The following is a 22,334-nucleotide window of genomic DNA, read 5'->3' on the forward strand; positions in this document are numbered from 1 at the left end:
TGAAATGGCATTTCAGTTAATTATCAATGTAATTCTAGCTTGCCTCTGGATGTTTCTTGAATCGTCGTTTACATTCGGAACCTTTGTGATCGGCTTTTTCATCGGAATCATTTTACTATTTTTCATGCGGCGCTTTCTCGGATCTACTTTTTATATTTTTCGGCTTCTGGCGCTCGTGAAATTGCTTTATAATTTCTTCCACGATTTGGTGCTTTCAACGATTCATGTTAGCCGGATTGTGCTTAAAAAAGATATGAACATTCGGCCGGGGATTTTCCGGTATGATACGCTTCTTGAGACGGACTGGGAAGTTACGATGCTTGCGCTCATGATCACACTCACGCCTGGTACGCTTTCGATTGATATTTCAGATGACTATAAATCGATTTATGTCCATTCACTACATGTACCAAATATTGAAGAAGAAATTGCTACCATTCGAAATTCTTATGAAGGTGCGATCATGGAGGTGTTCCACGGATGATTATCAAAATTGCCTTATCAATTGGTCTTTTGCTTTATTCGATTTCCACTTTTCTATACTTGTATCGAATTTTAAAAGGACCAACAACTTCCGATAAAGTTATTGCCCTTGACTCCATTGGGATGAACCTAGTTGCTATCGTAGCGCTACTTTCGATGTTTTACCGGACCAATGCCTATCTTGATGTCATTCTTTTGATCGCACTACTCGCTTTTATCGGAACGGTTTCATTCTCCAAGTTTATTGAGAAAGGGAAGGTGATCGATCGTGAACGTGATAATTGAGATCATCGTAGCCATCATGATCGTGTTAGGCGGACTCCTGAGTATCTTAGCAGCAATTGGCGTTATCCGCCTTCCCGACGTTTATACCCGAACGCATGCGGCTGGTATTAGTAATACATTTGGCGTCAGCTTGATTTTATTCGCGACAGTGGGCTTTTTCCTTCATTCCGGCGAAGGTTTCCATCCGCGAGTGCTGCTCGCTATTCTCTTCATCTACCTTACTACGCCAGTTGCTTCACACTTAATCAACCGGGCTGCTTATGATACCGGGGTGCCACTTGCCATTCGAATTCGTGACCAGTTGCGCTCTGTCAAAAAAGATGATATTAAAAAACGTCGTAACTTGATTATTCGCCAAGAACAAATCGAAAAAGCCCGCCAAGAAAAAGAAGAGCTTGAGGATCGGCTTGATTGGGAGCTTCGCGAGGAACAAATTGATCAGCGTGAGCGTGATGAAGACCAAGGTCGCGAGCAAGATGAAACGGCGATTAGTGAAGAATCGGACGACTCAGAAAATCAAATTATTGAAGAAGAAGACGAGAAAAATAAGAAAGATGAGTAAAAAAGCTGGATGCGGCTTCTCCCGCTCCAGCTTTTGCTTTGTCATTTTATGCGTTTTGTGCGAACTGCCACCGTGCAGCGACTTATACAAATCAGTTCACCTGCATCATTTGTAATCCGAATTTGCCAAACTTGTGTAGAACGTCCAATATGCATGGGAGTTGCTTCCGCATGAACGAAGCCCTGCTCCACACTTTTTATATGATTGGCATTAATTTCTTGTCCGAAAACAACTTGATTCTTTTCGATATTTTCTCCTGCTCCAAGACTCGCCGCATGTTCTGCAAGAGCAACGGAAACCCCGCCATGTAGATAGCCAAACGGTTGTTTAACTTGATCGGTCACAAGCAGTTCAAGCTCCACGCGGTGTTTTGAAACCATCACTTGTTTTATGCCAATATACTCTCCAAAATCCATATTCTCACCTCTTTGTTTCCATTATATCGGAAAACTCGGTTTTTTGCGGGCTTTTATGTGGTAATATAAAAAGAGAATATATGTAGTAGACTGGGGCGATTTTGATGGTATTGGAAAATGTGCCACTCGTGGCATCGATCGTAGCAATTTTATTTGCGCAATTTGTAAAGGTACCGATTCGATTAATGATTTCACGGAAAATAGAATGGGGCTTGATGTTTTCAACAGGTGGGATGCCAAGTTCTCATTCAGCAGCAGTAACAGCACTTATGACAACACTTGCGATCGAGCACGGATTTGATTCCCCTTATTTCGCCATTGCTGTTGTATTCGGCATTATCGTAATGTTCGATGCAACTGGTGTAAGACGCCAAGCTGGTGAACAAGCAGCTGTCCTCAATAAACTTGTCACTGATTTCCAAGAATTTGTTGAACATGCCAAGGGACTAACGGCACCAGAACAAGCAGAGAAACAAAAACACTTGAAGGAACTTCTTGGTCACAAACCGATGGAAGTTTTTTTCGGGGCAATTACAGGAATTGGCATTGGACTTTTGATTGCTTGGTTAATGGGTAGTTTCTAATTCATTATTCACCAATCTGTCACACACTTTGTTTTTGGAACATGCTACAATGGTTCTATAAAGGAAAAGGAAGTGAACCTCGTGGCACGTGTTATTCGCTTTTTAGAAGAACATTCAGACGAACTCATCAATTACTGGTTTAGCACTTATTATGTTAAATCTGAGGAATATCAAGAGCGTAAGTGTATTCCTGGCTATTTAGACGCACAATATTCGGAAGCAAAACGCTTATTCGTCCAATCGCTAAAAAAATGTTCTACAAAAGACGTTACTGAATCTGTCCGAAATATTGGAGAAGACAGACGTGACATGAATATAGACATCGAAGACATGCTTAAAAGTCACTTTGATTTTTATACAGCCCTCATGGAATTTATAACGATCCATCATGATAAGAAAAACTTAGACTGTTCTGTGAAGGAACTTTTTTCTGCACTGCTTGAACTGCGAAAAATCGAAACGTCATCTGCCCTTGAGCTTTATAAGGGATATACGATTGAACCAAGCTCTACGCGTTTTTAATTGTTATTTTTATTATCTATGAAAAAGCATTTTCCGTTAGTGGGAAATGCTTTTTCGATCTAGTCAGCTTCTCTTCAAACTGTAAAAAAAATTAGTCTCATCTTTTATTTTTAGGCCGTGCTTTCTATGTTACAATTGCATTAGCGAGGAAGGGGGATAATTAATGAAAATACCTGTTTATGTAGCAAGCGCTTTTAGCAAAGACCATAAAGGCGGAAATAAAGCTGGAGTAGTATTCGAACAGGATATAAACGCACTGACTGCTGTTCAAAAAATCGCCATAGCCAAACAGTTAGGTTATGCAGAAACTGCGTTTATATCAGCATCCGAAAAGGCTGACTACAAGTTTGAGTTTTTCACTCCAAAAGAAGAAGTTGATTTGTGTGGTCATGCAACAATTGGCTCTTTTGCAATTCTCATGCATTTAAACAAGCTCTCTCGCAGTCATTATACGATCGAGACAAACAACAGTGTCCTGACTATCACTATACAAGATGATAACTTATTCATGGAACAAAACAATCCAGTGTTCGGTGATACCATCCCTAAAAGCCAGTTCAGCGACTGTTTTGATGTTAGCTTGATAGAGGAAAAATATCCCATTCAAATTGTCTCTACCGGATTAAAAGATATTTTAATCCCAATAAAAAGTAAAACCGCATTACATACCCTACAACCCAATTTTGAAAAAATCAAAGAAATCAGCGAACATTATAATGTTGTAGGAACACATCTATATGCTTTTGATAATACTCAAATTATCACTAGAAATTTCGCCCCACTATATGACATCAATGAAGAAGCTGCAACTGGAACTTCAAACGGCGCATTAGCTTGTTATCTTTATGAGCATCGCTATTTACAACAAGACACTTACATATTTGAACAAGGTTATTCTTTACATTCACCTTCTGAAATTTTAGTTACATTATCTACTACTAGTAAAAATGAAATCGACAAAGTATGGGTCGGCGGAAAAGGTTATTATAGCGAGACTAAATACTTAAATCTAGATAGCTTAAAATAATTAAAAAAAAGCACATTGCTTAAGTTAAGCAATGCGCTTTTTTTATGCCTTATTTATAGAATTTGAACTTTCCTTTACTCATCATTGTACCAAGTCCACCAATTAATAATAGCGCACGGTCATCAATGACTTTCTTCATAAAGGAAGCGGGATAGCCTTTGATATTTTTACCAAAAACAACACCAATTGCATCGTTATCGCCTAGCGAGCAAACCGTTCCTTTTTCATGATATTCAAAATCAACAAGATCACTTTCACCTTTTATCAGTTTAGCTAAGTTGATCGCAGCAACATCTGCTTGTTGCATTGCAATTTGAGCAGTTGTTGGGTACGGGCGATCATTCGCTGGATTGATAATAAGTGAGCAGTCACCAATGATTAGAATTTCTTCATTACCAGGAACCGTCAAATTATGATTTACTTTAACACGTCCACGACCTGCTTCAAATCCAGATGCTTCGATTACGCTGCTACCACGTACGCCAGCAGCCCAGATAATAGTACCTGCTTTAATTTCTTTTTCTTCTGTTTCACTTTCTGCATAACGAACACCTTCAGGAGTTGCCTCTTTAACAGGTTTTCCTACAAGGAACTCAACGCCGCGATCTTCCAGTACACCAACGCCGTAATCTACAAGAGTCTGATCAAATTGCGGTAATACTTTTGGAGCCGCTTCTAAACAGATAATCCGAACTTTTTCACGCGGAACATCATATTTTTTAACAAGCTCAGGAATCCGGTTAGTTAGTTCTCCAAGGAACTCGATACCAGTAAAACCAGCGCCACCAACAATGATCGTAAGCAGTTCATCTTTTTGTTCTGTTTTCCATTTCGAGAATTGTTCTTCGATATGAGCACGAATTTCTTTAACAGATGGAATGCTCGTGATCGTAAGTGCGTATTCTTTTAGTCCTTTAATACCGAAAGTTTCAGCTTCTGAGCCAAGACCCACTAAAAGATAATCATAAGAAATATCTCCTTGATTTTTTAGTGTCACGGTTTTTTCGTCTTTATTGATCTTAACGACTTCATCTTGAATAAAAGTCGTCTTATTGGAATCTACAACTTTTGAAATTGGATAAACCAATTTTTCTGGTTCTAGCGTTCCTGCTGCTGCTTCATGTAACCATGTTGTTTCTTGGTGATAGTCATTCTTGTTCACAAGAACAATTTCTGCTTCAGCATTTGCTTGTTGTAACTTTCTAAGCGTCTTAAGTCCACCGTATCCTGCGCCTAAAATGACAACTTTTGGTTTACTCATCTGTAATCACATCTACTTTCCCTTTATATTTTTTTCACAAACTACTATGCAAATGATTCCTTTTGGACAGTAAGCGTAGAGACCTGCGCTGATACATCTACCCTGCGTGAAAAATACCACTTATAACTATAATGATAGTCGTTTTTCAACTAGATTTCAAGCCATAAAACGCCATTACCTAAAGGAATTTAAATGGTCTGGTTTTTAAACAAACAGAAAAACGTCTAACTAATCATTTTGACTGTTTTGTTACATTTTTAACAAACAATTGGTCTATCAAGAAAGCGCTTTCTTTTTTTACTATTCAAAAAAGATTGTGAAATAAATCACTTCATTTTTTATGTGCTTTTAAGTTAAACTACCTTCTTTTCAATTGAGTTTATGCTAGAATAGATGTGTTATGTAAGTGCATAATAGTTCTTTGCAATTGGAGGGGAACATATTTGGATAAAAATACCAAAATTTATGATATTACAATCGTCGGAGGTGGTCCAGTTGGACTTTTTGCGGCGTTTTACGGAGGCATGCGAAATGTAAGTGTTAAAATCATTGAAAGTTTGCCTCAGCTTGGTGGACAGCTTTCTACACTCTACCCTGAAAAATATATTTATGACATTCCAGGTTTTCCGAAAGTTCGGGCGCAAGAACTGGTAAATAATTTGATTGAACAAATGAATCCTTTCTCACCGGAAATTTGTCTCGGTGAAACCGTTACTTCGATTGAAAAAGAAGCGGATGGGACTTTTGAAATTTTGACAGATCAGGATACTCATTACAGCAAAACAATTATCATTACTGCTGGAAATGGCGCTTTCGAACCACGCAAACTCCAACTAGATGAAGCCGTACAATATGAAAATAAAAACTTGCATTATTTCATCAACGATTTAAACCGTTTTAAAGGCCGCAATGTAGCTGTCTGCGGTGGTGGAGACTCTGCTGTCGACTGGGCCTTGATGCTTGAGCCGATTGCAAATTCGGTTGCAATTGTTCACCGTAGAGCGACTTTTCGCGCCCATGAACATAGCGTAGAGCGACTGCAAAATTCAAACGTCGAAATTTTAACACCTTTCATTCCAACAGCGCTAATTGGAAATGAATCAGGAATCGAAAAAGTTATTTTAAATGAAGTAAAAGGCGAACAAGAAAAAGAGCTCGTCCTTGATGACTTTATCGTTAATTACGGCTTTGTTTCATCACTTGGCCCAATCAAAAATTGGAATCTTGAAATTGAGCGAAACTCGATTCTTGTCAATTCAAAAATGGAGAGTTCAATTCCAGGCATTTACTGTGCGGGCGATATCTGTACCTATGATGGTAAAGTCAAACTCATCGCAACTGGTTTCGGGGAAGCCCCAACTGCAGTAAACAATGCGGTTGCGTTTATCGACCCTGGAACAAGAGCACAACCCATGCACTCTACTTCGTTATTTTCTTAAGTACAACTTAAAAGGGACTTGGCGTTTGCCAAGTCCCTTTTCTCCGTTAAAGACTCTATCATGGTTTTGTTTTTCATCTATTCTCTTGCTTTATTAAGCGTCTCTCTTTATCACTGTAAATCTGTTGTTGAATGCGGTGCATCCGGGCTCTAAGTTCTTGCAATTCCCGTTCAAGTGAAGCATTCTCTTCTTTTTGCTTCTTGTTTTGAAGTAAACCTTGCTTGATCCTCCTTAGCATCTCTTCATCACCTCATCTATTTATCTATCTCTCTATAGCTAAATACTATCATAATTTACAGCCCTATAACGAAAAATGTCGTAAAAAGTCTATTCTAGGTCATAAACAACTAATGTAAGCGCTTTATTTTAAAAATTAGTGTTGTAGTTTAAATAATCTGTAATTTTATACGTTTTCTACAGAACAAATTCGGGAAAAGTAAATTATTCCTTATGCTAAAGGAGGAGACGATTAAATGAAAGTTTTAATTATAGGGGCAAATGGACAAATTGGCAGAAAAATTGTTCGTCTGCTTAGTCCCACAAATTTTGTGCGTGCAATGGTACGTAAAGCAGAACAAATGCCAGATTTAGAAAGTCTAGGAGGTCATCCTATTATCGGTGATTTGGAAAAAGATTTCAGCTACGCTTACGACGAAATCGACGCTGTCGTGTTTGCTGCAGGATCCGGTGGGCAAACGGGCGCGGACAAGACGATTGCGGTCGATCAATTTGGCGCGATAAAAGCGATAGAAACCGCAAAGGAGTATGGCGTAAAGCGTTTTGTACTCATTAGTTCCCTTTTCGCTGGTGAGCCTGAAAAAGGGCCTAAATCGCTTGAGACTTATCTTGAAGCCAAAGGCCGAGCAGACGATGCCCTGATAACTAGCGGACTTGAGTATACTATCTTGCGGCCAACTACACTTTCGAATGATGAGCCTACTGGGAAAGTTGCCGACGTTACTTCATTTGGCGAATCAACTGTGACTCGCGCAGATGTTGCTGCTTTCGTTACGGCAGTTTTACCAGAAGAAAAAACTTTTAAAAAAATTTATACGTTTGCTAATGGCGATATACCAATTAAGGAATATCTCTAACCATATTTAAAAGCATCTCTATTAAATTTGAGATGCTTTTTTCTATTTGTATGTTCCCTTTCCACCATATTTATTTCGTGAATGAAAATGAAGCTTTAAAAAGAGACTAAGAAAAAACATTGAAGTGATTTTGAGACAATTATGTGACATGAAAATTTTAAATATAATGCACCTTTTTCTTGCCAAATATATTCGTGAACACGAAGCAGAAGAAACAACCTGGCTAGGCGTAAATTTCATCATTCTTTTAAGTAAAAAAATAGACGTAAACGGTTGATGGTTCAAACAACAATTTTTTTCGAAGGCTAGGTGGCCTGATGTTCTTTAAGGCAATATTCCGTTTGAATAGACAAATACTTATTTCTTTCTCTAGTAGTGATCCAAGAAGGTTAAAATTTCAATCACCCTTTGTTTATAAGTGGCAGATAGTTTTTTTACCCTTTCGTATCCTTTTTGTTTCATTCGTCCTACAACATCTAAACGATCAGAATAAAAATCAATTTTAGCATGCATCTCCTCTGAATCTGAAAAAAAATCAGCTTCTTCTCCTTCTACAAATAATGCTTTATGTTCATCTGTCCGCTCTGCTAAAAGAAAACCACCACAAGCTGGAATTTCAAAGGTGCGGGCTGTATGCTGCTCGTTAGAAAGATGAGTTAAAAAGCCTAGTGAAATATTGCTTGCCTCAAATACTTTTGCCATGTTTTGCATATATACGCCTTCATAGGTACAAAAACGACGCAATTGATTATCTTTGGGTAACTTATTCCAGTTTGTCCCCCAAACCTTAAGGTCATAACCTCTTTTAGCAATTTCCTCCAGCCATTCGGATCGCTTTGCTTCCATTCTCCCGACAAAAGTCAGCATTGAGCCATAGTAACTTCGCTCAAATTCAGTCATGCCAGTTGGATGATGGATAGAAGGATCATAAGCATATTGGGTTTGTACAACATTGGTACAACCATATTTCTTATATTTGGTCACCTCTGTTATTTTTGGAGTGACAACAATATCATATTCGGTAATCGCTTTGTTGAGTACTTTTGATGTATGATAGCGGTCGTCAAATAGAAAGTCAGGATGAAAATGAATAGTTTTCGCTCCAAGTTTTTTAGCATAAATAATTGTTTCTTTATCTACCCATAACCCTTTGACGACAAAAAAAAGGTCAGGCTTAGTTTTCTTCAAGGCATCCATGATTCGTTCATTAAACTGTTGATACTTTCGGGAATACGGCTTATTCATGATTCTCATATAGACACGTTCAGCTGGTGTGTAATGATAAAAGTAATAGTCAGTTGAAATAGTAATCACCTGAAAATCGAGTGATCGAAAACCGTCAAAAAATGATTGGCTATTAGCTCCTGGAAAGGTAGCGCCTACACACAGCACTGTTCTTTTACTCATAATTCACCTCTAGTGACCTGTTCAAATTTTAAATATAGTTTTTTATAATAGTCCGATTGATAGTGGGAAACGGAATGTCCAAATGGGTAGCGAACGTCTCCGATATAAGCTTCCCCCCGCATATTGATCACTTTCGCCTTTGGGAAAATGGTTAAAAAGTACTGATCAAGTTCCCGCCAAAGTTGATTGTATTTTGCGATTCGAGAAAGATTTTCATAAGAACGCTCTCTCCCTTTTTCATCGATATAACGGGTCGTTAACTCTGCTTGATTTAAAATGAGCTGTTCTTCATCTAAGTAAGGCGAAATCTTTTCTTTAAACTGGCGAACCGCAGAAAGCCAATAGTTTAAAAATTGCTGCCAGTTGTCTTGACTAACTAATCTTTCAATAGACAAATCTTGTTGAATTCGGCTCTGCTCAATAATAGGTGAGATAGTCACAGCTTGTTTAGCGCTAATAAATGCTACTTTTTTGAGTGCGTCTGCATATAAATCTATCATCAAAAAGTCTGGGGATTCTTGCTTTAGTTTTTGAAAAAAAGTTTTTTCAAAATCAGCAACAACAAACTTCTTTTTTTCAGGTGGAATATCTTCATAGTGATCAATTTCGAAGAAAAACGGCTCCGTCATGAGCGTGATCAGCGAAGAGTGAAACTGCGTAAAGACAACGGTATAATTTTTTTTATACTCAGGATTAAAATAATCATTCGAATTTAAGAAATTTCGACTAAAACACGTTCCGAGTACACCTATTTTTTGTACCATATTATTTTTTCACTCCTTCGTCAATTTTTGCAAACTTTCCCGTAAAAATGGCGGGAAATAATGGGCCACTTCTTGATGTTTAACATATTCTTGCTTGTCTAAAACAAGACGGTAATCCTGTTGTTTCAAGTCTTTAATTAAATCTGCGATATGTTCATTATACGTGTGCTCTTTTGTTGAAAAATGTAGATAGAAATCTGTTTGGCTTCCTTTTTTTTCATATATTTTATTTCTGAGAATCCCATCCAAATAAGAAACTGAGTAAATTCCTGATTTCCCCACCATGCCTTCAAATGTCTCTTTTTTTTCCGGAATATCGGTTAAATATTTGCCCAAAAAATATTGCGGCGCCCCCGAAATAATGGCATCTGCCCCAAGTTTAAGTCCAAAGTACATAGCCGCGTATCCCCCTTTGCTCGTCCCCACGCAGATGATTTGTCGATAGTTTTTTTGTACACTTGTTTTAGTAATAAGCTCAGCCACAGCTTTTTCCGGGTTATTGCTCCCTTCATGAAACAAATAATACCCTCCCTGCTTGTTATGACCAAAATCATCTAAAATAAACAACCGAACAGCTTCAATATCTTTTGTAGTTGCCATATAATTATAAGTTGCCGGAATGCCTGGACGGGAAAATGCGCTGAATACAATCACTAAACTATCGTTCCGAGAATTTTTTTTCATATAATATTTTACAACTGTGTGATTACTTGCATGATATTTCCTGCTGATGAGTTTAAAATAGAGACCAATGAATCGTTTTTTCATATTTTTTCTTCCTTTTTTCTTAAATTTAGATGGACAATAGCTAATGCAATCCCTACGCCAAGCCACACGACACGCATTTCAAAAATACTGCTACTACCGATTGAAATTGCAACAAAAGCAATAAGAATACTCAGAGAAGTTCCTGTCAATAGTCCCTTTTCATTTACAAACTGTCTACATGCATAAACAAGTAGCCATATAAAAAAGAACAACACACAGCATAACCCTAAGATTCCCACATCTGCGAGTGTAGCTAACCAAAAATTGTGTGCACTCATTGTCTGCTGCATATCATCAGGAATATTGACAGTTCCATAAAGCGCCTGAAAAATATAATTTGGAACCACCCCGATGCCGACACCAAGAAAGTGGCTCTCCTTTGCAACATTTAAGCCTGTTTCATAGATCAGCAAACGCTGATCGGTCGATGTTTCTTTACCAACTAAATAACCAAATTCTTGTTTTCCAATAAGTTGCATGACAAGTAGAAAGATACTAACCAAATTAATGCCGATAAACAGTAGAATACCAGAAATAAGCTTCGAGAATAATTTGATGATAAGTAAAAGTAGCATGATTCCAAACGCTAAAAGCCCAGTTCGTGACTCACTTGCTACCACTAAGAAAAACAAAATCCCCATACTGCTTAAAGCAATGAGCCATCTCCACCACATATTTTTCTGAAATAGCAAATAAATAAATAATGGGAAATAGATTGACAAGTAGGAGCTAAAATCATTCGTATTGGTAAGTAGTCCTGTTGGACGGTAATCTGGATATCCCTTTCCAGCTAAGCTTGAATACCATAAATGATTTCCTGTGAACATTTCATAGCAGCCAACCCCAATAGATAGAAGAAAAGGTGGAATGATCCAATACAGCAATTTTTTTAGGTCTTGCATCTGCCTTACGTAATACACAACAAGGAAAATAAGATAAAAACTTTCTAATTGAAAATAAATGGCCCGTAGACTTAATTGTAAATCTTGACTCCATATAAGCGTCACAATAGAAAACCCTATCCATGATCCAATTGCCAGTAACGGAACTTTAATTGCCTTCAGAAATTGCCAATCTTTCTTCTCAAATAAGAACAAAACAAAATGAAGGAGGAGCACTATCCGGAATAAAAATAACCCGCCCATTCCTGGAAAACTTAAATAAGGTCCAAAGATCGCAGCAATAGCGACGATAGCAAATAAAAATTGTGTAATACGCTTAAGTAAAGTATCCGCTAAAATGATACAAAGTCCTATGGCTATAGCCAGAAGAATGATAAACGGGTAAACCGCCGCAATTATGCTTATTAAAACAAATAAAGCGCCAACTGGAATTTTTTTAATAACCATAGTAATCATATTTCTTTTTGTTATATTTAACATTATTTAATACAGCACCAGTTGCTTTAACGCCCGACTTATCTAGTAGTTTTTTTGCACTGGAGAGTTCTTCTTCCTTCGTTTTGTTATTATTAACAACAAGAATTCCTAGATCACAGGATGACGCTATCAGTCTAGAATCGGTAAATAAGTTAATTGGTGGACAATCAAAAATAATATATTCATAACCCAATTCAAGTGCTTTTTGCGTAATGCTTTCCACTCCTTGGATTCGTAATAGTTCAAGTGGATTAGGCGGAATTGCTCCAACTGCTAGAAAATCTAAGCATTCTGTTGCATGATAAACCACATCTTCCAGTTTTGAGCGTCCCGTCAAAACATTTGATAGTCCTTCCCTGCCTTTTAGACGGTACAATTTTGTAAGACTCGGGGAATAAAAATCTGCATCAATTAATAATACCTTTTGTTTAAAATTAGCCGTTGTTTTGGCAAAATTTGTACTAAAAAAAGTTTTTCCTTCACCTTTATTTGATGAAGTAATGGCAATGATTCGAAATATGTCATCTTGGCTATGCATATACTGAATATTAGTTTGAATTGCCGAGAATTTTTCTTGGAGGATCCGATTCAAGGATGGTAATTGTTCTACTTTATTTTTTTTCCCCATGTAACTCAGCTCCTTAATCTTTAATTTCAGGGACATCCCCCAGATATGTGATATTTAACAGCGTGATTTGCTCCTGTGATTTAATTGTTCGATCTGTGAACGTCATCAGTAAAATAAATATCGTAGCTAGAATGGTACTGACAAAAAGAGCAATTAAGTTCATAGAAATTCCTTGACTAATTAATCGGACACTTGGCTGTTCTAAAACAATAACTGTACTGCCTTTAAATAACTTGGGTATTTCCTTTTCAACTGTTTTCACATAGGCTTGACTCACTTGTTTCGCTTGCTTCTGGTCTTGATCAGTATACGTAATATGAAAAACTAGTGAATTTTGATCTGAACTGATCGAAAGCCGACTAGCCAGCCCTTTACTATCTTTTCCAGCAATTTGTTCTTCTGTATTGACTAATGCCATAATTTTACTGCTTTTTAAAACTGAAGAATACGTTGTAATGAGTTGAATGCTGTTTCGAATTCCTTCTTGTGTATAAAGTTCATTTTCTTTTTGCTCTACATTAATCAAAAGTGATGTTTCTGCTTGATATTCATCGGTATGAATGTACTTTTGATATACCCAAACACTCATTTGCGCCACCAAAAGAATCAAAACAATCCAAAGTATATTTTTCTTAACCGTTTGAAACAAATTCCCCACCGTCACATTTTTTTTACTCATAAATCCCCAACCTTATTTTTTTCCCAAAGTCTTCATATAACTCAACTAATTTTTCCGATTCGCACTGCCAGTTATATAGCTTTTTAAAGGCTCGGAAGCCATTCTCTCCCATCTCTACAGTTCTTTTCTTATCCTCTTTTAGCTTGATTACTAGGTCTGCTAATCCTTCTGGGTCAAAAGGATCTACTGTATATCCACAGTCTGCTTCTGTTAAAATTTGTGTAAAATCTGGGAAATTGGATGCAATGATGGGAATCCTTGCTGCCATGTATTCAAATAGTTTTGTGGAATGTGAATTTAAGTTATTTGGTGTAGGATGCAGCAAGCACAGCCCGATATGACTTTGATAATAGTGTTCCCAGATATCTTTATATTGCATTCGCTCAAGCTGCTCAATATGTTTTTCAAGTTTATTCGTTACAATAAAATCCGCAACTTTGTCTTCATCTGTAAACACAGGCCCGATTAGTTTTAACTTAAAATCAAGACATCCTTTTTCACGTAAGGTCTTTGCAAGCTCCAACATATTGAAAAGCCCTCTTTGCTCTGTTAAAACACCTACATAGATTAGCGTAAATTTTTGTGTAGGTATTCCTTTAATCTCCGGCGGCATGATTGGATAATTTAACACATCCACCGTTTTTATAGCTTGATTTTTAGCATAATTTTTTTTGTATGAAATCTCTGCATAAATTACTGCATCCACCCATTTCAAATAGTACTTTTCGATTGCCGCTATGAATTTAGATAAAAAAGTCCTACTGAAGCGGGGAATCCATTGCTTCGTTAAAATAGCTGCTGGTAAATGCTCATGCATGTCATAAACTGTCTTTACTTCACTACCATATTTTTTCTTGATTTTTTTAGCTAGAAACAAAAGCTCTGGATCATGAAAATGAAAATTCCTTGCTCTTGATTCTACAAAGGCTTGAAACAAAACCCGCATGTGATGATGTCGATCTTTCCGCTTAAGCACTGGCAAATAATGCATTTCCAAATTAGTAATACTTTCTTTTTCGCCATCAAAGTCTAGTGCATAAAATTCGACTTGAAACCCTTTCTTTGCAAGTGATTTTGCTTCTTTAAAATAAATTCTTGTATCCGACCAAACATGTACAGAACTACACATAAAGATTCTGTTAGCTTTTCTTTTTTCCAATCCTTTTCATCCTCTACATTTTTTTAATAAAGAATCATTCCATGTCTCTAAGTTGAATTCACAGACAATCGTATTTCGTGCTGCTTTGGATATTTCGTTCCACTCTGATTGTTTCATATGCAAAAGGTCTATCATACATTTTGCAGCATCTTCAGGACTATCTTCAGGCACTAAAAACCCATTTTCACCATTTCTAATCAGTTCAGGTATTCCGCTATGATACGTAGAAACCACTAATTTCCCCCTTCCCATCGCCTCCATCAGCACCATTGGAATTCCTTCCATATCTCCATTTTTAGCAGTTTGACTTAACTGGATAATGCAACTAGCCTCTTCCACTGCTTTTTTTACAACTGTTTGGGTTTGTGCTCCGTGCAGTGTAACCACATCGTTCACATCCAGCTCATCAATAAGTTCCATCAACTCTTTTCTCAGTTCCCCGTCGCCTAATATATCTAAATGAAAAGGGATAGATAGACGTTTTTTCAAGATAGCCATTGCTTGAATAGCTGTTTTCATCCCCTTCTTTTCCGTTAATCTTCCGATTGTCAAAAATCGAAGTGGATTCTGTTTCTGAGATTGATGATAGCTGAACTCATCTGTATTAATCCCCATACGATGAATGGTAATATTTTCTTCGATCCCACCATAAATTTGTAGTTTTTCAGCAAAATAGCGGCTAATTGGAAGCAATTTAATATCACTTCTAAATAAGTCGCTATAAATCCCTTGTCCCCATTTTTCAACAAAAGAAGTAATATCCTGACCATGAAAGAACACCATCGTCCGTTCATTAAGAAGTCCTAAGCTTTTGTAAAAGTTAGCAATATTTCCATTGGGACCATAGTGAATAATAACCGCATCTGTTTGATGACGTGAAAGAAAATAAGACGCACTATAAAGTAAACGAAGTGATGATGACATTTGACCGTATTTTCGCCATTTCAAAGTTTCTATAGCCACTTTTCTATTTCGAACAAATAATTTTGCAAACAACAGACTGGCTTTTAAAAGTCGCTGTCCCTTTTTCGATGGAATATCAAGAAAGGTTGTTTTTGAAAGTAAATCATATTCTGAAACTGTCTGATGATCCTGCTTGTTAACAACCTTATTCCAAGCAAGAATCTCTATCTCTACACCTCGATCGAGTAGCCCTGTAATCTGGTTTAAAATAAAAGTTTCCGAGAGCTTTGGGAAGCTGGAAATAAAAAACAATACTTTCATTGGTTTTTCTACTCTATTTTCTAGAATAAATGAGTGCTTTCTTTTTGTTATGGTCATTTATAAGCCTTCCTTATCAGTTCTATTTTTTCCCGGCAAAAACTGCTGAACAAATCTGAAATCCATTATTGTTGTAAGTAATCCATATACGATAACTCCAATTACCGCATAGAAAACTAAATTGATGATTTCTGATGAAAAAGCAATCGATTCTTTTACTACATAGATGATACCTGCCATGATAGCCGCATTAACAACAGATTTTCCGGTTTCTTTAGCAATAGCTGCAAATTCATATTTGAAAGACATTTTTTTTGCTAAGACTAGAATAGCTAGAATGAGTGCGAACAAGGCTACAACTAGTGGAGAAATCATCAGAGTAATTACTCCTATTTTAAAAACACCAACGATTAAAAATAAAATTTGAAAGATAATCGTTAATGTACTATTCACAACGGGAGTAACGGTGTCCCCCAGACTATAAAAAATTTTAAAAGTTAGCTCTTTAAACACTGTAAACGGAAGGCTAAGCAGCAAGAACAAAAGAAATTGAAAGACTTGAGCACTTGATGCACTATCAAAGCTTCCACGTTCAAACAACAAACTAATCACTTCGCGCCCCAGAACCAGCATACCGGCAACGACTGGCACAATTAGTAAAACTAATAGCTTCATATACTGAATAAATTTCGCCTTGCCGATTTGAAGTGACTCTTGAAAACTTCTGCTTAAATTCGGATAAATCATGGAGAGTAAGTTGGTGACTAGTAGCACTTGAAAAATACTTATAATTTGGTTTGCATAGGTCATCATAGAAATATAGCCAGTCCCAAAATAGCTTCCTAATAAATTGGGCAGTAAAATCGTCACTTGATAGAGAATAGCTCCGAATAGTGAAGGAAGTGTAAGCCGTATTAATCGTTTATACTCATCTGAACGAAAAGCAAAGGAAAATCTAAATGCCCATTTCCGATTTGAACAAGCAAGTAGAGTGGCTTCGATGAGAAATGAAAAAGCTACAGAAAGAGCAATTTGATAAATGGTGAGCTGCGAGCCGTAAAACAGAAGAAATAATAAGTTAAGAAAGGTTGCTATGAACCCTACAGCTTTAATCCAGATAAACTTTCCCTCAACTTCTAAATTGGAAATTTGTAGCCAAGAATACATTCTAAATAGTTGTCCAGCCCCCATAATAAAGGTCAGTAGGTAGGTCATATAATAAAACGGCTCGCTTACTTTCCAGTGAAAATACTCCATGCCGACAAATCCCATTAAATAGACAAGTATCAAAAAAAACAAACTTACAGATAGGATAGTTACGAGATAGGAATTTAATACTCTTCTTGCTTTTTGTAATTGCTCTTCTGATACGTTTGTTAAAAATGGGATTACAACTGTCGGAATTGCTGCTCCTCCGATATTAACAATTGCAACCATCATTAAATTAGCCAGATTAAAGGCATCCATTTCACTCGAAACTCCAAATTGCTTTGCAAGTAAAGTAGTTCGCAGCATCGATAAAACTTGAATGCCAACAGTGAAAATAATCACACTATAAAAGACATTTACGATTTTGGTTTTCGGCAAACTCATCACGATCTTCCCATTTAGATATTATAAACATTGCATAATGTTGGCTCTTTTTTGCGGGATTTAACTACAGCTGGTGTTCCAAGAGCTATCGAATCTGCAGCGATATCCTTAATAACAGTTGCACCTGCACCAACTAAACTCCTTTTTCCTACTGTAAGTCCTTGAATAATTGAAGCCCCTGCACCAATAAAAGACACATCATTTATACAAACATTCCCACATAAAGTGGTGTTTGGTGAAATATTTACAAAAGATCCTATTTGGGATTCATATTCAATAACACTTCCAGTTAAGATGCTTGTATGGTGCCCCACCTTAACTCCATGCATGACTGCGGCATTCGCCGAAATATAGGTTCCAGCCCCGATTTCCACTGTCTTATCTACATAAGCAAAAGGATGTATAAGAGTTGCATAACGCTCTAAAGGAATATCTACTAATCGTTTTACCACTTGAAAGCGATCTTCTACTTTCCCAATAGCCAAAATAAAGTAGACATCTTCCTGTAGCAAAAGCTCGCTATATTCAAGAGGCGCTTCAAATGAATCGCCCTTTTTGCGAGGAATTTCAATTTGATCATCTAAAAATCCCGAAAACCTGTATCCAAAGTCATATTGTTCAAGCATATTTTTTAACATTCTGCCTTGCGAACCATATCCAATGATTACAAGATTCTTTTTAACCTTTAAAACGTTCTGCTGTAATGCTCTCATTTTGATTAATTCCCTCCCTTAAAAGAACAACCCGAATGGTGCGAAATAGAATTTTGACATCTAGCCAAAATGAAACAGAATTTACATATTGGACATCTAACATGAACTTCTTTTTCCAACTAATTGCATTCCGTCCATTTACTTGTGCCAAACCAGTGAGTCCAGGTTTAACTTCAAGTCGTCTTTTTTCGCTTTCCGTGTATAAAGCAATATAGTCACTTGTGAGGGGACGTGGACCTATGAAACTAATATCCCCTTTTAAAATATTTACAAGTTGAGGAATCTCATCAATACTCCACTCTCTCAAAATTTTCCCAATCGGACTAATGCGTTGCTTTGCCCCACTTTCCTCACTCAAAATATCATCATACATAGACTTAAATTTATATTGCTTAAACGAACGTCCTCTAAGACCTGCCCTTTCGCAAGTATAAAATGGATTCCCTTGATAGTAACAAGCTAAGAATAGAGTGAGAAAAGAAAGTGGTATTACAAGAATTCCCAAAATCAACGCGGCCATTAATCGATCTATCATTTCCTTTATTCTTAGATAAATTTCAACTTGCATGCTGACCCCTCCTTCATTTGAGAACCAACGATTTTTTTTCTCCTCCACGTCCGATGGATTGATAATAAATCCCCAGTTGTACCATTTCATTTGGGTCGAAGCAATTTCTACCATCAACTATAATTGGACATTTCATCCATTTTTTAAAGTCTTCAGCTTTTAGTTTTTTAATTTCTTCCCACTCTGTCACAATAAGTGCTGCATCTGCCTGATTAAGCGCCTCCTCAATCATATCCACCATTCTAATATTTTGTGGCAAAGCTTTATTACTTTTTTCCACAATTGGGTCATAAGCATAAACAAGCGCACCTTGATTCGACAGTTCTTCAATTATTCTTAATGCAGGTGCTTCTCGAATATCATCCGTATTCGGCTTAAATGCAACCCCAAGAATCGCTATTTTTTTTCCGTTAATCGTGTCCATTTTTGTTAGTAACTTTTTGACAAGGATTTTTTGCTGCTTAGAATTTGTTTTAATAACTTCTTGTAAAAGCTGAAACTTCATACCCGATTCTTTAGCGATTTGTAATAATCCCAGTGTATCCTTAGGAAAACAAGAACCACCGTAGCCAGTTCCTGCTTGTAAAAATTGACTTCCAATTCGTTTATCTAATCCCATCCCAAAGCTTACTTCTTGAATATCTGCACCTACAAGATCACACAGATTAGCAATTTCATTTATAAAACTAATTTTAGTAGCTAAAAAAGCGTTTGACGCGTATTTAATCAGTTCAGCACTTTTAGGACTTGTAATAACCATCGGAATATCAAATGGAGTATTAATTCTTTCCATCGTTTTTATCGCTTCTTTGTCTTCTGACCCAATGATAATTCGATCTCCTTCAAATAAATCGCTAAGTGCTCTTCCTTCTCGCAAAAACTCAGGATTTGAAACAACTGTAACTTTATGCTGTGCACGTTCATTCATCATTTTTTGCAAAGAATTATTTGTCCCAACTGGCACAGTGCTTTTGATAACTATAATGGTTGGTCCGTTAATTGAGTCAACAATTTCATTAGATGCTTTATCAAAAGATGTCATATCAATTTCTCCATCAATTCCAGTAGGTGTACCAACTGCAAGATAAATAGTATCAGCAAAACGAATGCCTTCATCAAAAGATGTCGTAAAATCTAATCTTTCTTTAGAAATATTCTTTAAAATTAAGGATTCTATTCCAGGCTCATAAATAGGTGAAATTCCTTTTTTTAGTTTTCTTATTTTTTCTTCGTTAATATCAATGCAAGTAACATGATGTCCAATTTCTGCTAACCCAACACCAGTAACCAAACCAACATATCCTGTTCCGACAATAGAAATATTCATCTTTTCTCACTCCACTCATTAGTAACATGTTCAAAAATCCCAACTAAATCTATGACAGCACCTTTAGTACTATATTTCTCTTTAGCTAGATTTTTTATTTTTCCTTTCAAACTATTTAAATATTTTTTTTTGTCCTTTAATTCAATTAGCAAATTAGCTAATTGTTCTGGTTTTTTGGCATCGACATAATAGCCAATACCTCTCTCTTCAACGATATCTTTTGTCCAGCCATTCGAATTCACGATGATTGGTTTCCCTGCAGCCAAAGAATCAAAAAATTTATTTGGAGAATTTGTGGCTAGAATTGGTTTTGGTAAGAAACTTGTAATTGTAATATTGGCTATATCTAAATACGTGGGAACATCTTTTTTTTCAATACTGTCAATAAAAATTACATTTTGTAAATTGCGTCTCTCACTTTCAGTAACTAAGAAAGGTTTTACCTTACCACTTCCTACAACAAGAAGTTTAATTTCTCGAATATTTTGTTTTTTAATAAGTTCAGCGGCATCTAGTAAATAATGCAAACCATTTGCTTCCCCCATGGCTCCAATATGGGATACTATAAATTGATCTTTAAGCGAGTACTTTGCCATAATATCTTGTTTAAGTTTTTTATTAATATTTTCTTCTGAAAAAAGTTCTATATCTGCTAGGTTAGGAATAACAGAAATCTTTTCTTTTGGGACACCTCTTGAAAGCACTCCATCTGCCATACCTGGCGATAAACACACTACGTACGCTGCCTTCCTATAGATTTGTTTTTCTACAAAGCGAAGTAAATGTTGAAGAGGTTTAACATTTATATAGCCCATTTGAATAGGTGCTTCGGGCCACAAATCGCGTACTTCAAAAATGAAAGGAACATCTAGTTTCTTACTTAATTTCATAGCAGGAATTCCTATTGTTAGAGGTGTTGAGGTAGCAAATATCAAATCAATATTTCTTAATTGCCTACCAATTCGTTCTGATTTTTTCATAAATTTCAAAAATTCCTTAATGCGTTCTTTTTTATTCATGAAATTACTATAACAACTACTAACAGCTAATATTTCTACGCCTTTGATATTATAAAACTTTACATCCGCTTTTATCTTATATGGTCGTTCCTGTTTCATAAATGCATCTGTCGTAATAACAGTAACTCTATGTCCATTCTCAACAAGTTTTTGTGAAAAAATAAAACTTCTAACGGAGGTGGATGACGATAGAGTTGCAAAATATTGATGTAAATATAAAATATTCATTCAGCCCCACCTTTTTTATACATATTTTAAAATGAAAGGTTTTTCCATACTACTCGTTCTGTTGTATTAACTGGACTATAGGTTAAATCTGCTTTTTTTAAGTCATCCGCAATAATATAATAACCTTTTCCACGCACTTCTTTTCCTGGCCTCACAACTTCATTAATATTTTTCAAGCTGCCTTTTGCATAAAAATAATGTTCGTCATTATCTGACAGAAAAAAATCTGCTGCAACAATACCTTGCTCTTTTTTAGAAATGTTCTTTGCTTTATATGAAATTACAAGCTCCTTTTTACCTTTCTCGGAACTTTTTTTCACCTCTATTTTAGTGGGGAGGATTTCCCATGACTTTGTTTTTTTATTCTCTATGTCTTTGGATTGCGTTTGCTCTCCACAAGCTACTGAGATAAATAATATCAACATCAAACTTATTATTAATCCTACCTTTTTCATCAAATTGCTCCTTCTACATATTTAATAAATCACTGATACTTTCTTCAGGGATCATTAATCCATCCTTTTCTGTAAAAATATATTTTCCATCTTTTAATTTATTCAATAACCTTGATACAGTTACTCTATTGCAATTACAATATTTGGCTAAATTTATCACCTTGATCTCTTTCGGAAACACTAGGCATGGCAAATTGAAAGCTCGCTGATTTAATCTAGCAATCTGTAACATACTATGAATAATTCGTTCATTTGAGTTTGAGAAATTTACTTTTAGAAAGTCCATATTCTTCTCAGCTTTTAGATATTGCTCTAAAAATAAGTGAACAAGTAAACCATCCTTTTCTAAATTATCAAAAATCATATTTGAATCAAGTACTGCGATGTGACTATTTTTAATGTTGCTTAAATTACAAGTTTTATCATCTCCCACATTAAAAATAAAACTTCCTTCTATATCAAAACTGTACTGACACATCTTCGTTATTCGATTACAATCTTCTTTAACTAAAAGCCCTCCCAATATAATAATAAATTCATTAGATTTAACTTTATATGCGCCCCCTTTTTTTAAATCAATCTCTTTATATCGGAATTTACTTAATAAATAACTTGGAAAATTGTGAAATTCCGTTATTTTTTCGTGCAAACTAAAAAAATCCATGTATATACCCCCTATAACCATTATATATAAAATGAATTTAACTTCAACGCTTTAAAACGTAACAAAAGTTACATTTAGATCGTTTTCTT

General features: G+C 36.1%; 25 protein-coding genes. 8 read left to right on the forward strand and 17 right to left on the reverse strand.

Translation table 11 applies throughout. The features are described 5' to 3' along the window. Positions 1 to 4 precede the first annotated feature (4 nt). Genes UR08_RS11470 through mnhG form a run of 3 tightly spaced genes read left to right on the forward strand, consistent with a single transcriptional unit; the run spans position 5 to position 1,330 of the window. Positions 5 to 484 (forward strand): Na+/H+ antiporter subunit E, encoded by a 480-nt coding sequence (locus UR08_RS11470; protein ID WP_115753815.1) that lies wholly within the window; start codon positions 5 to 7, stop codon positions 482 to 484. Beyond that, complete coding sequence (locus UR08_RS11475) at positions 481 to 768, forward strand: Na(+)/H(+) antiporter subunit F1 (protein ID WP_036072987.1); 288 nt, start codon at positions 481 to 483, stop codon at positions 766 to 768. The genes UR08_RS11470 and UR08_RS11475 overlap by 4 nt, the downstream gene beginning before the upstream one ends. Beyond that, complete coding sequence (gene mnhG, locus UR08_RS11480) at positions 752 to 1,330, forward strand: monovalent cation/H(+) antiporter subunit G (protein ID WP_115753816.1); 579 nt, start codon at positions 752 to 754, stop codon at positions 1,328 to 1,330. Before UR08_RS11475 ends, mnhG begins: the two co-directional genes overlap by 17 nt. 41 nt (positions 1,331 to 1,371) lie before the next feature. On the opposite strand, the gene menI is transcribed toward mnhG, so the two are convergent. After that, positions 1,372 to 1,746: a 1,4-dihydroxy-2-naphthoyl-CoA hydrolase MenI gene (gene menI / locus UR08_RS11485; RefSeq protein WP_115753817.1), complete on the reverse strand. Its 375-nt coding sequence runs from the start codon at positions 1,744 to 1,746 to the stop codon at positions 1,372 to 1,374. 104 nt (positions 1,747 to 1,850) lie between these two features. Between menI and UR08_RS11490 the strand changes: the two genes are divergently transcribed. From UR08_RS11490 to UR08_RS11500, 3 genes are all read left to right on the forward strand, one after another. Then, positions 1,851 to 2,330 carry a divergent PAP2 family protein gene (locus tag UR08_RS11490; protein ID WP_420812337.1) on the forward strand — a complete coding sequence of 160 codons (480 nt, stop codon included), beginning with the start codon at positions 1,851 to 1,853 and terminating at the stop codon, positions 2,328 to 2,330. 81 nt (positions 2,331 to 2,411) lie between these two features. Beyond that, entirely contained in the window at positions 2,412 to 2,852 is a 441-nt protein-coding gene (locus UR08_RS11495; RefSeq protein WP_115753819.1) for a hypothetical protein, read from the forward strand. A gap of 163 nt (positions 2,853 to 3,015) precedes the next feature. Next, positions 3,016 to 3,879, forward strand: a complete 864-nt coding sequence (locus UR08_RS11500) for a PhzF family phenazine biosynthesis protein (protein ID WP_115753820.1) — start codon at positions 3,016 to 3,018, stop codon at positions 3,877 to 3,879. A 49-nt stretch (positions 3,880 to 3,928) separates the two neighbouring features. Here UR08_RS11500 and UR08_RS11505 read toward each other — a convergent pair whose 3' ends face one another. After that, positions 3,929 to 5,140 carry an NAD(P)/FAD-dependent oxidoreductase gene (locus tag UR08_RS11505; RefSeq protein ID WP_115753821.1) on the reverse strand — a complete coding sequence of 404 codons (1,212 nt, stop codon included), beginning with the start codon at positions 5,138 to 5,140 and terminating at the stop codon, positions 3,929 to 3,931. A gap of 443 nt (positions 5,141 to 5,583) precedes the next feature. Between UR08_RS11505 and UR08_RS11510 the strand changes: the two genes are divergently transcribed. Both UR08_RS11510 and UR08_RS11515 read left to right on the forward strand, forming a co-directional pair. Beyond that, positions 5,584 to 6,579 (forward strand): NAD(P)/FAD-dependent oxidoreductase, encoded by a 996-nt coding sequence (locus UR08_RS11510; protein ID WP_115753822.1) that lies wholly within the window; start codon positions 5,584 to 5,586, stop codon positions 6,577 to 6,579. Between the two features lie 473 nt (positions 6,580 to 7,052). Beyond that, entirely contained in the window at positions 7,053 to 7,673 is a 621-nt protein-coding gene (locus UR08_RS11515) for an SDR family oxidoreductase (RefSeq protein WP_115753823.1), read from the forward strand. Between the two features lie 369 nt (positions 7,674 to 8,042). Here the strand turns inward: UR08_RS11515 and UR08_RS11520 are convergent, their stop codons facing one another. From UR08_RS11520 to UR08_RS11590, 15 genes are read right to left on the reverse strand one after another with little or no spacing between them, the layout of a single operon-like run. After that, the gene (locus UR08_RS11520; protein WP_115753824.1) at positions 8,043 to 9,080 is read right to left on the reverse strand and encodes a CgeB family protein; all 1,038 of its coding nucleotides are present in this window, start codon (positions 9,078 to 9,080) and stop codon (positions 8,043 to 8,045) included. Then, positions 9,077 to 9,844, reverse strand: a complete 768-nt coding sequence (locus tag UR08_RS11525; RefSeq protein ID WP_115753825.1) for a DUF6270 domain-containing protein — start codon at positions 9,842 to 9,844, stop codon at positions 9,077 to 9,079. Before UR08_RS11525 ends, UR08_RS11520 begins: the two co-directional genes overlap by 4 nt. 9 nt (positions 9,845 to 9,853) lie before the next feature. Then, positions 9,854 to 10,612, reverse strand: a complete 759-nt coding sequence (locus UR08_RS11530; protein ID WP_115753826.1) for a Two component regulator three Y domain-containing protein — start codon at positions 10,610 to 10,612, stop codon at positions 9,854 to 9,856. Next, the gene (locus UR08_RS11535; protein ID WP_115753827.1) at positions 10,609 to 11,994 is read right to left on the reverse strand and encodes an O-antigen ligase family protein; all 1,386 of its coding nucleotides are present in this window, start codon (positions 11,992 to 11,994) and stop codon (positions 10,609 to 10,611) included. The genes UR08_RS11530 and UR08_RS11535 overlap by 4 nt, the downstream gene beginning before the upstream one ends. Then, positions 11,951 to 12,619 carry a CpsD/CapB family tyrosine-protein kinase gene (locus tag UR08_RS11540; protein WP_165849994.1) on the reverse strand — a complete coding sequence of 223 codons (669 nt, stop codon included), beginning with the start codon at positions 12,617 to 12,619 and terminating at the stop codon, positions 11,951 to 11,953. The genes UR08_RS11535 and UR08_RS11540 overlap by 44 nt, the downstream gene beginning before the upstream one ends. A 13-nt stretch (positions 12,620 to 12,632) precedes the next feature. Then, positions 12,633 to 13,298: a YveK family protein gene (locus UR08_RS11545; RefSeq protein ID WP_115753829.1), complete on the reverse strand. Its 666-nt coding sequence runs from the start codon at positions 13,296 to 13,298 to the stop codon at positions 12,633 to 12,635. After that, positions 13,291 to 14,457 (reverse strand): glycosyltransferase family 4 protein, encoded by a 1,167-nt coding sequence (locus UR08_RS11550; protein ID WP_115753830.1) that lies wholly within the window; start codon positions 14,455 to 14,457, stop codon positions 13,291 to 13,293. The genes UR08_RS11545 and UR08_RS11550 overlap by 8 nt, the downstream gene beginning before the upstream one ends. 6 nt (positions 14,458 to 14,463) lie before the next feature. Continuing rightward, positions 14,464 to 15,738 carry a glycosyltransferase gene (locus UR08_RS11555; RefSeq protein WP_240616094.1) on the reverse strand — a complete coding sequence of 425 codons (1,275 nt, stop codon included), beginning with the start codon at positions 15,736 to 15,738 and terminating at the stop codon, positions 14,464 to 14,466. Further along, the gene (murJ, locus tag UR08_RS11560; protein ID WP_115753831.1) at positions 15,739 to 17,271 is read right to left on the reverse strand and encodes a murein biosynthesis integral membrane protein MurJ; all 1,533 of its coding nucleotides are present in this window, start codon (positions 17,269 to 17,271) and stop codon (positions 15,739 to 15,741) included. 14 nt (positions 17,272 to 17,285) lie between these two features. Beyond that, positions 17,286 to 17,984, reverse strand: coding sequence for an acetyltransferase (locus UR08_RS11565; protein ID WP_115753832.1), 699 nt, complete (start codon positions 17,982 to 17,984; stop codon positions 17,286 to 17,288). Further along, entirely contained in the window at positions 17,950 to 18,552 is a 603-nt protein-coding gene (locus UR08_RS11570; RefSeq protein WP_115753833.1) for a sugar transferase, read from the reverse strand. Before UR08_RS11570 ends, UR08_RS11565 begins: the two co-directional genes overlap by 35 nt. 13 nt (positions 18,553 to 18,565) lie before the next feature. Continuing rightward, on the reverse strand, positions 18,566 to 19,879 hold the full coding sequence (locus UR08_RS11575; RefSeq protein WP_115753834.1) for a UDP-glucose dehydrogenase family protein: 1,314 nt from the start codon (positions 19,877 to 19,879) through the stop codon (positions 18,566 to 18,568). Beyond that, positions 19,876 to 21,126: a glycosyltransferase family 4 protein gene (locus UR08_RS11580; protein ID WP_115753835.1), complete on the reverse strand. Its 1,251-nt coding sequence runs from the start codon at positions 21,124 to 21,126 to the stop codon at positions 19,876 to 19,878. The genes UR08_RS11575 and UR08_RS11580 overlap by 4 nt, the downstream gene beginning before the upstream one ends. Positions 21,127 to 21,152: 26 nt before the next feature. Next, entirely contained in the window at positions 21,153 to 21,581 is a 429-nt protein-coding gene (locus UR08_RS11585; protein ID WP_115753836.1) for a DUF4352 domain-containing protein, read from the reverse strand. 13 nt (positions 21,582 to 21,594) lie between these two features. Continuing rightward, positions 21,595 to 22,245 carry a cyclic nucleotide-binding domain-containing protein gene (locus tag UR08_RS11590; RefSeq protein ID WP_115753837.1) on the reverse strand — a complete coding sequence of 217 codons (651 nt, stop codon included), beginning with the start codon at positions 22,243 to 22,245 and terminating at the stop codon, positions 21,595 to 21,597. Positions 22,246 to 22,334: the final 89 nt, after the last annotated feature.

Source organism: Listeria kieliensis (genome assembly GCF_003369925.1).
GTDB lineage: Bacteria > Bacillota > Bacilli > Lactobacillales > Listeriaceae > Listeria > Listeria kieliensis_A.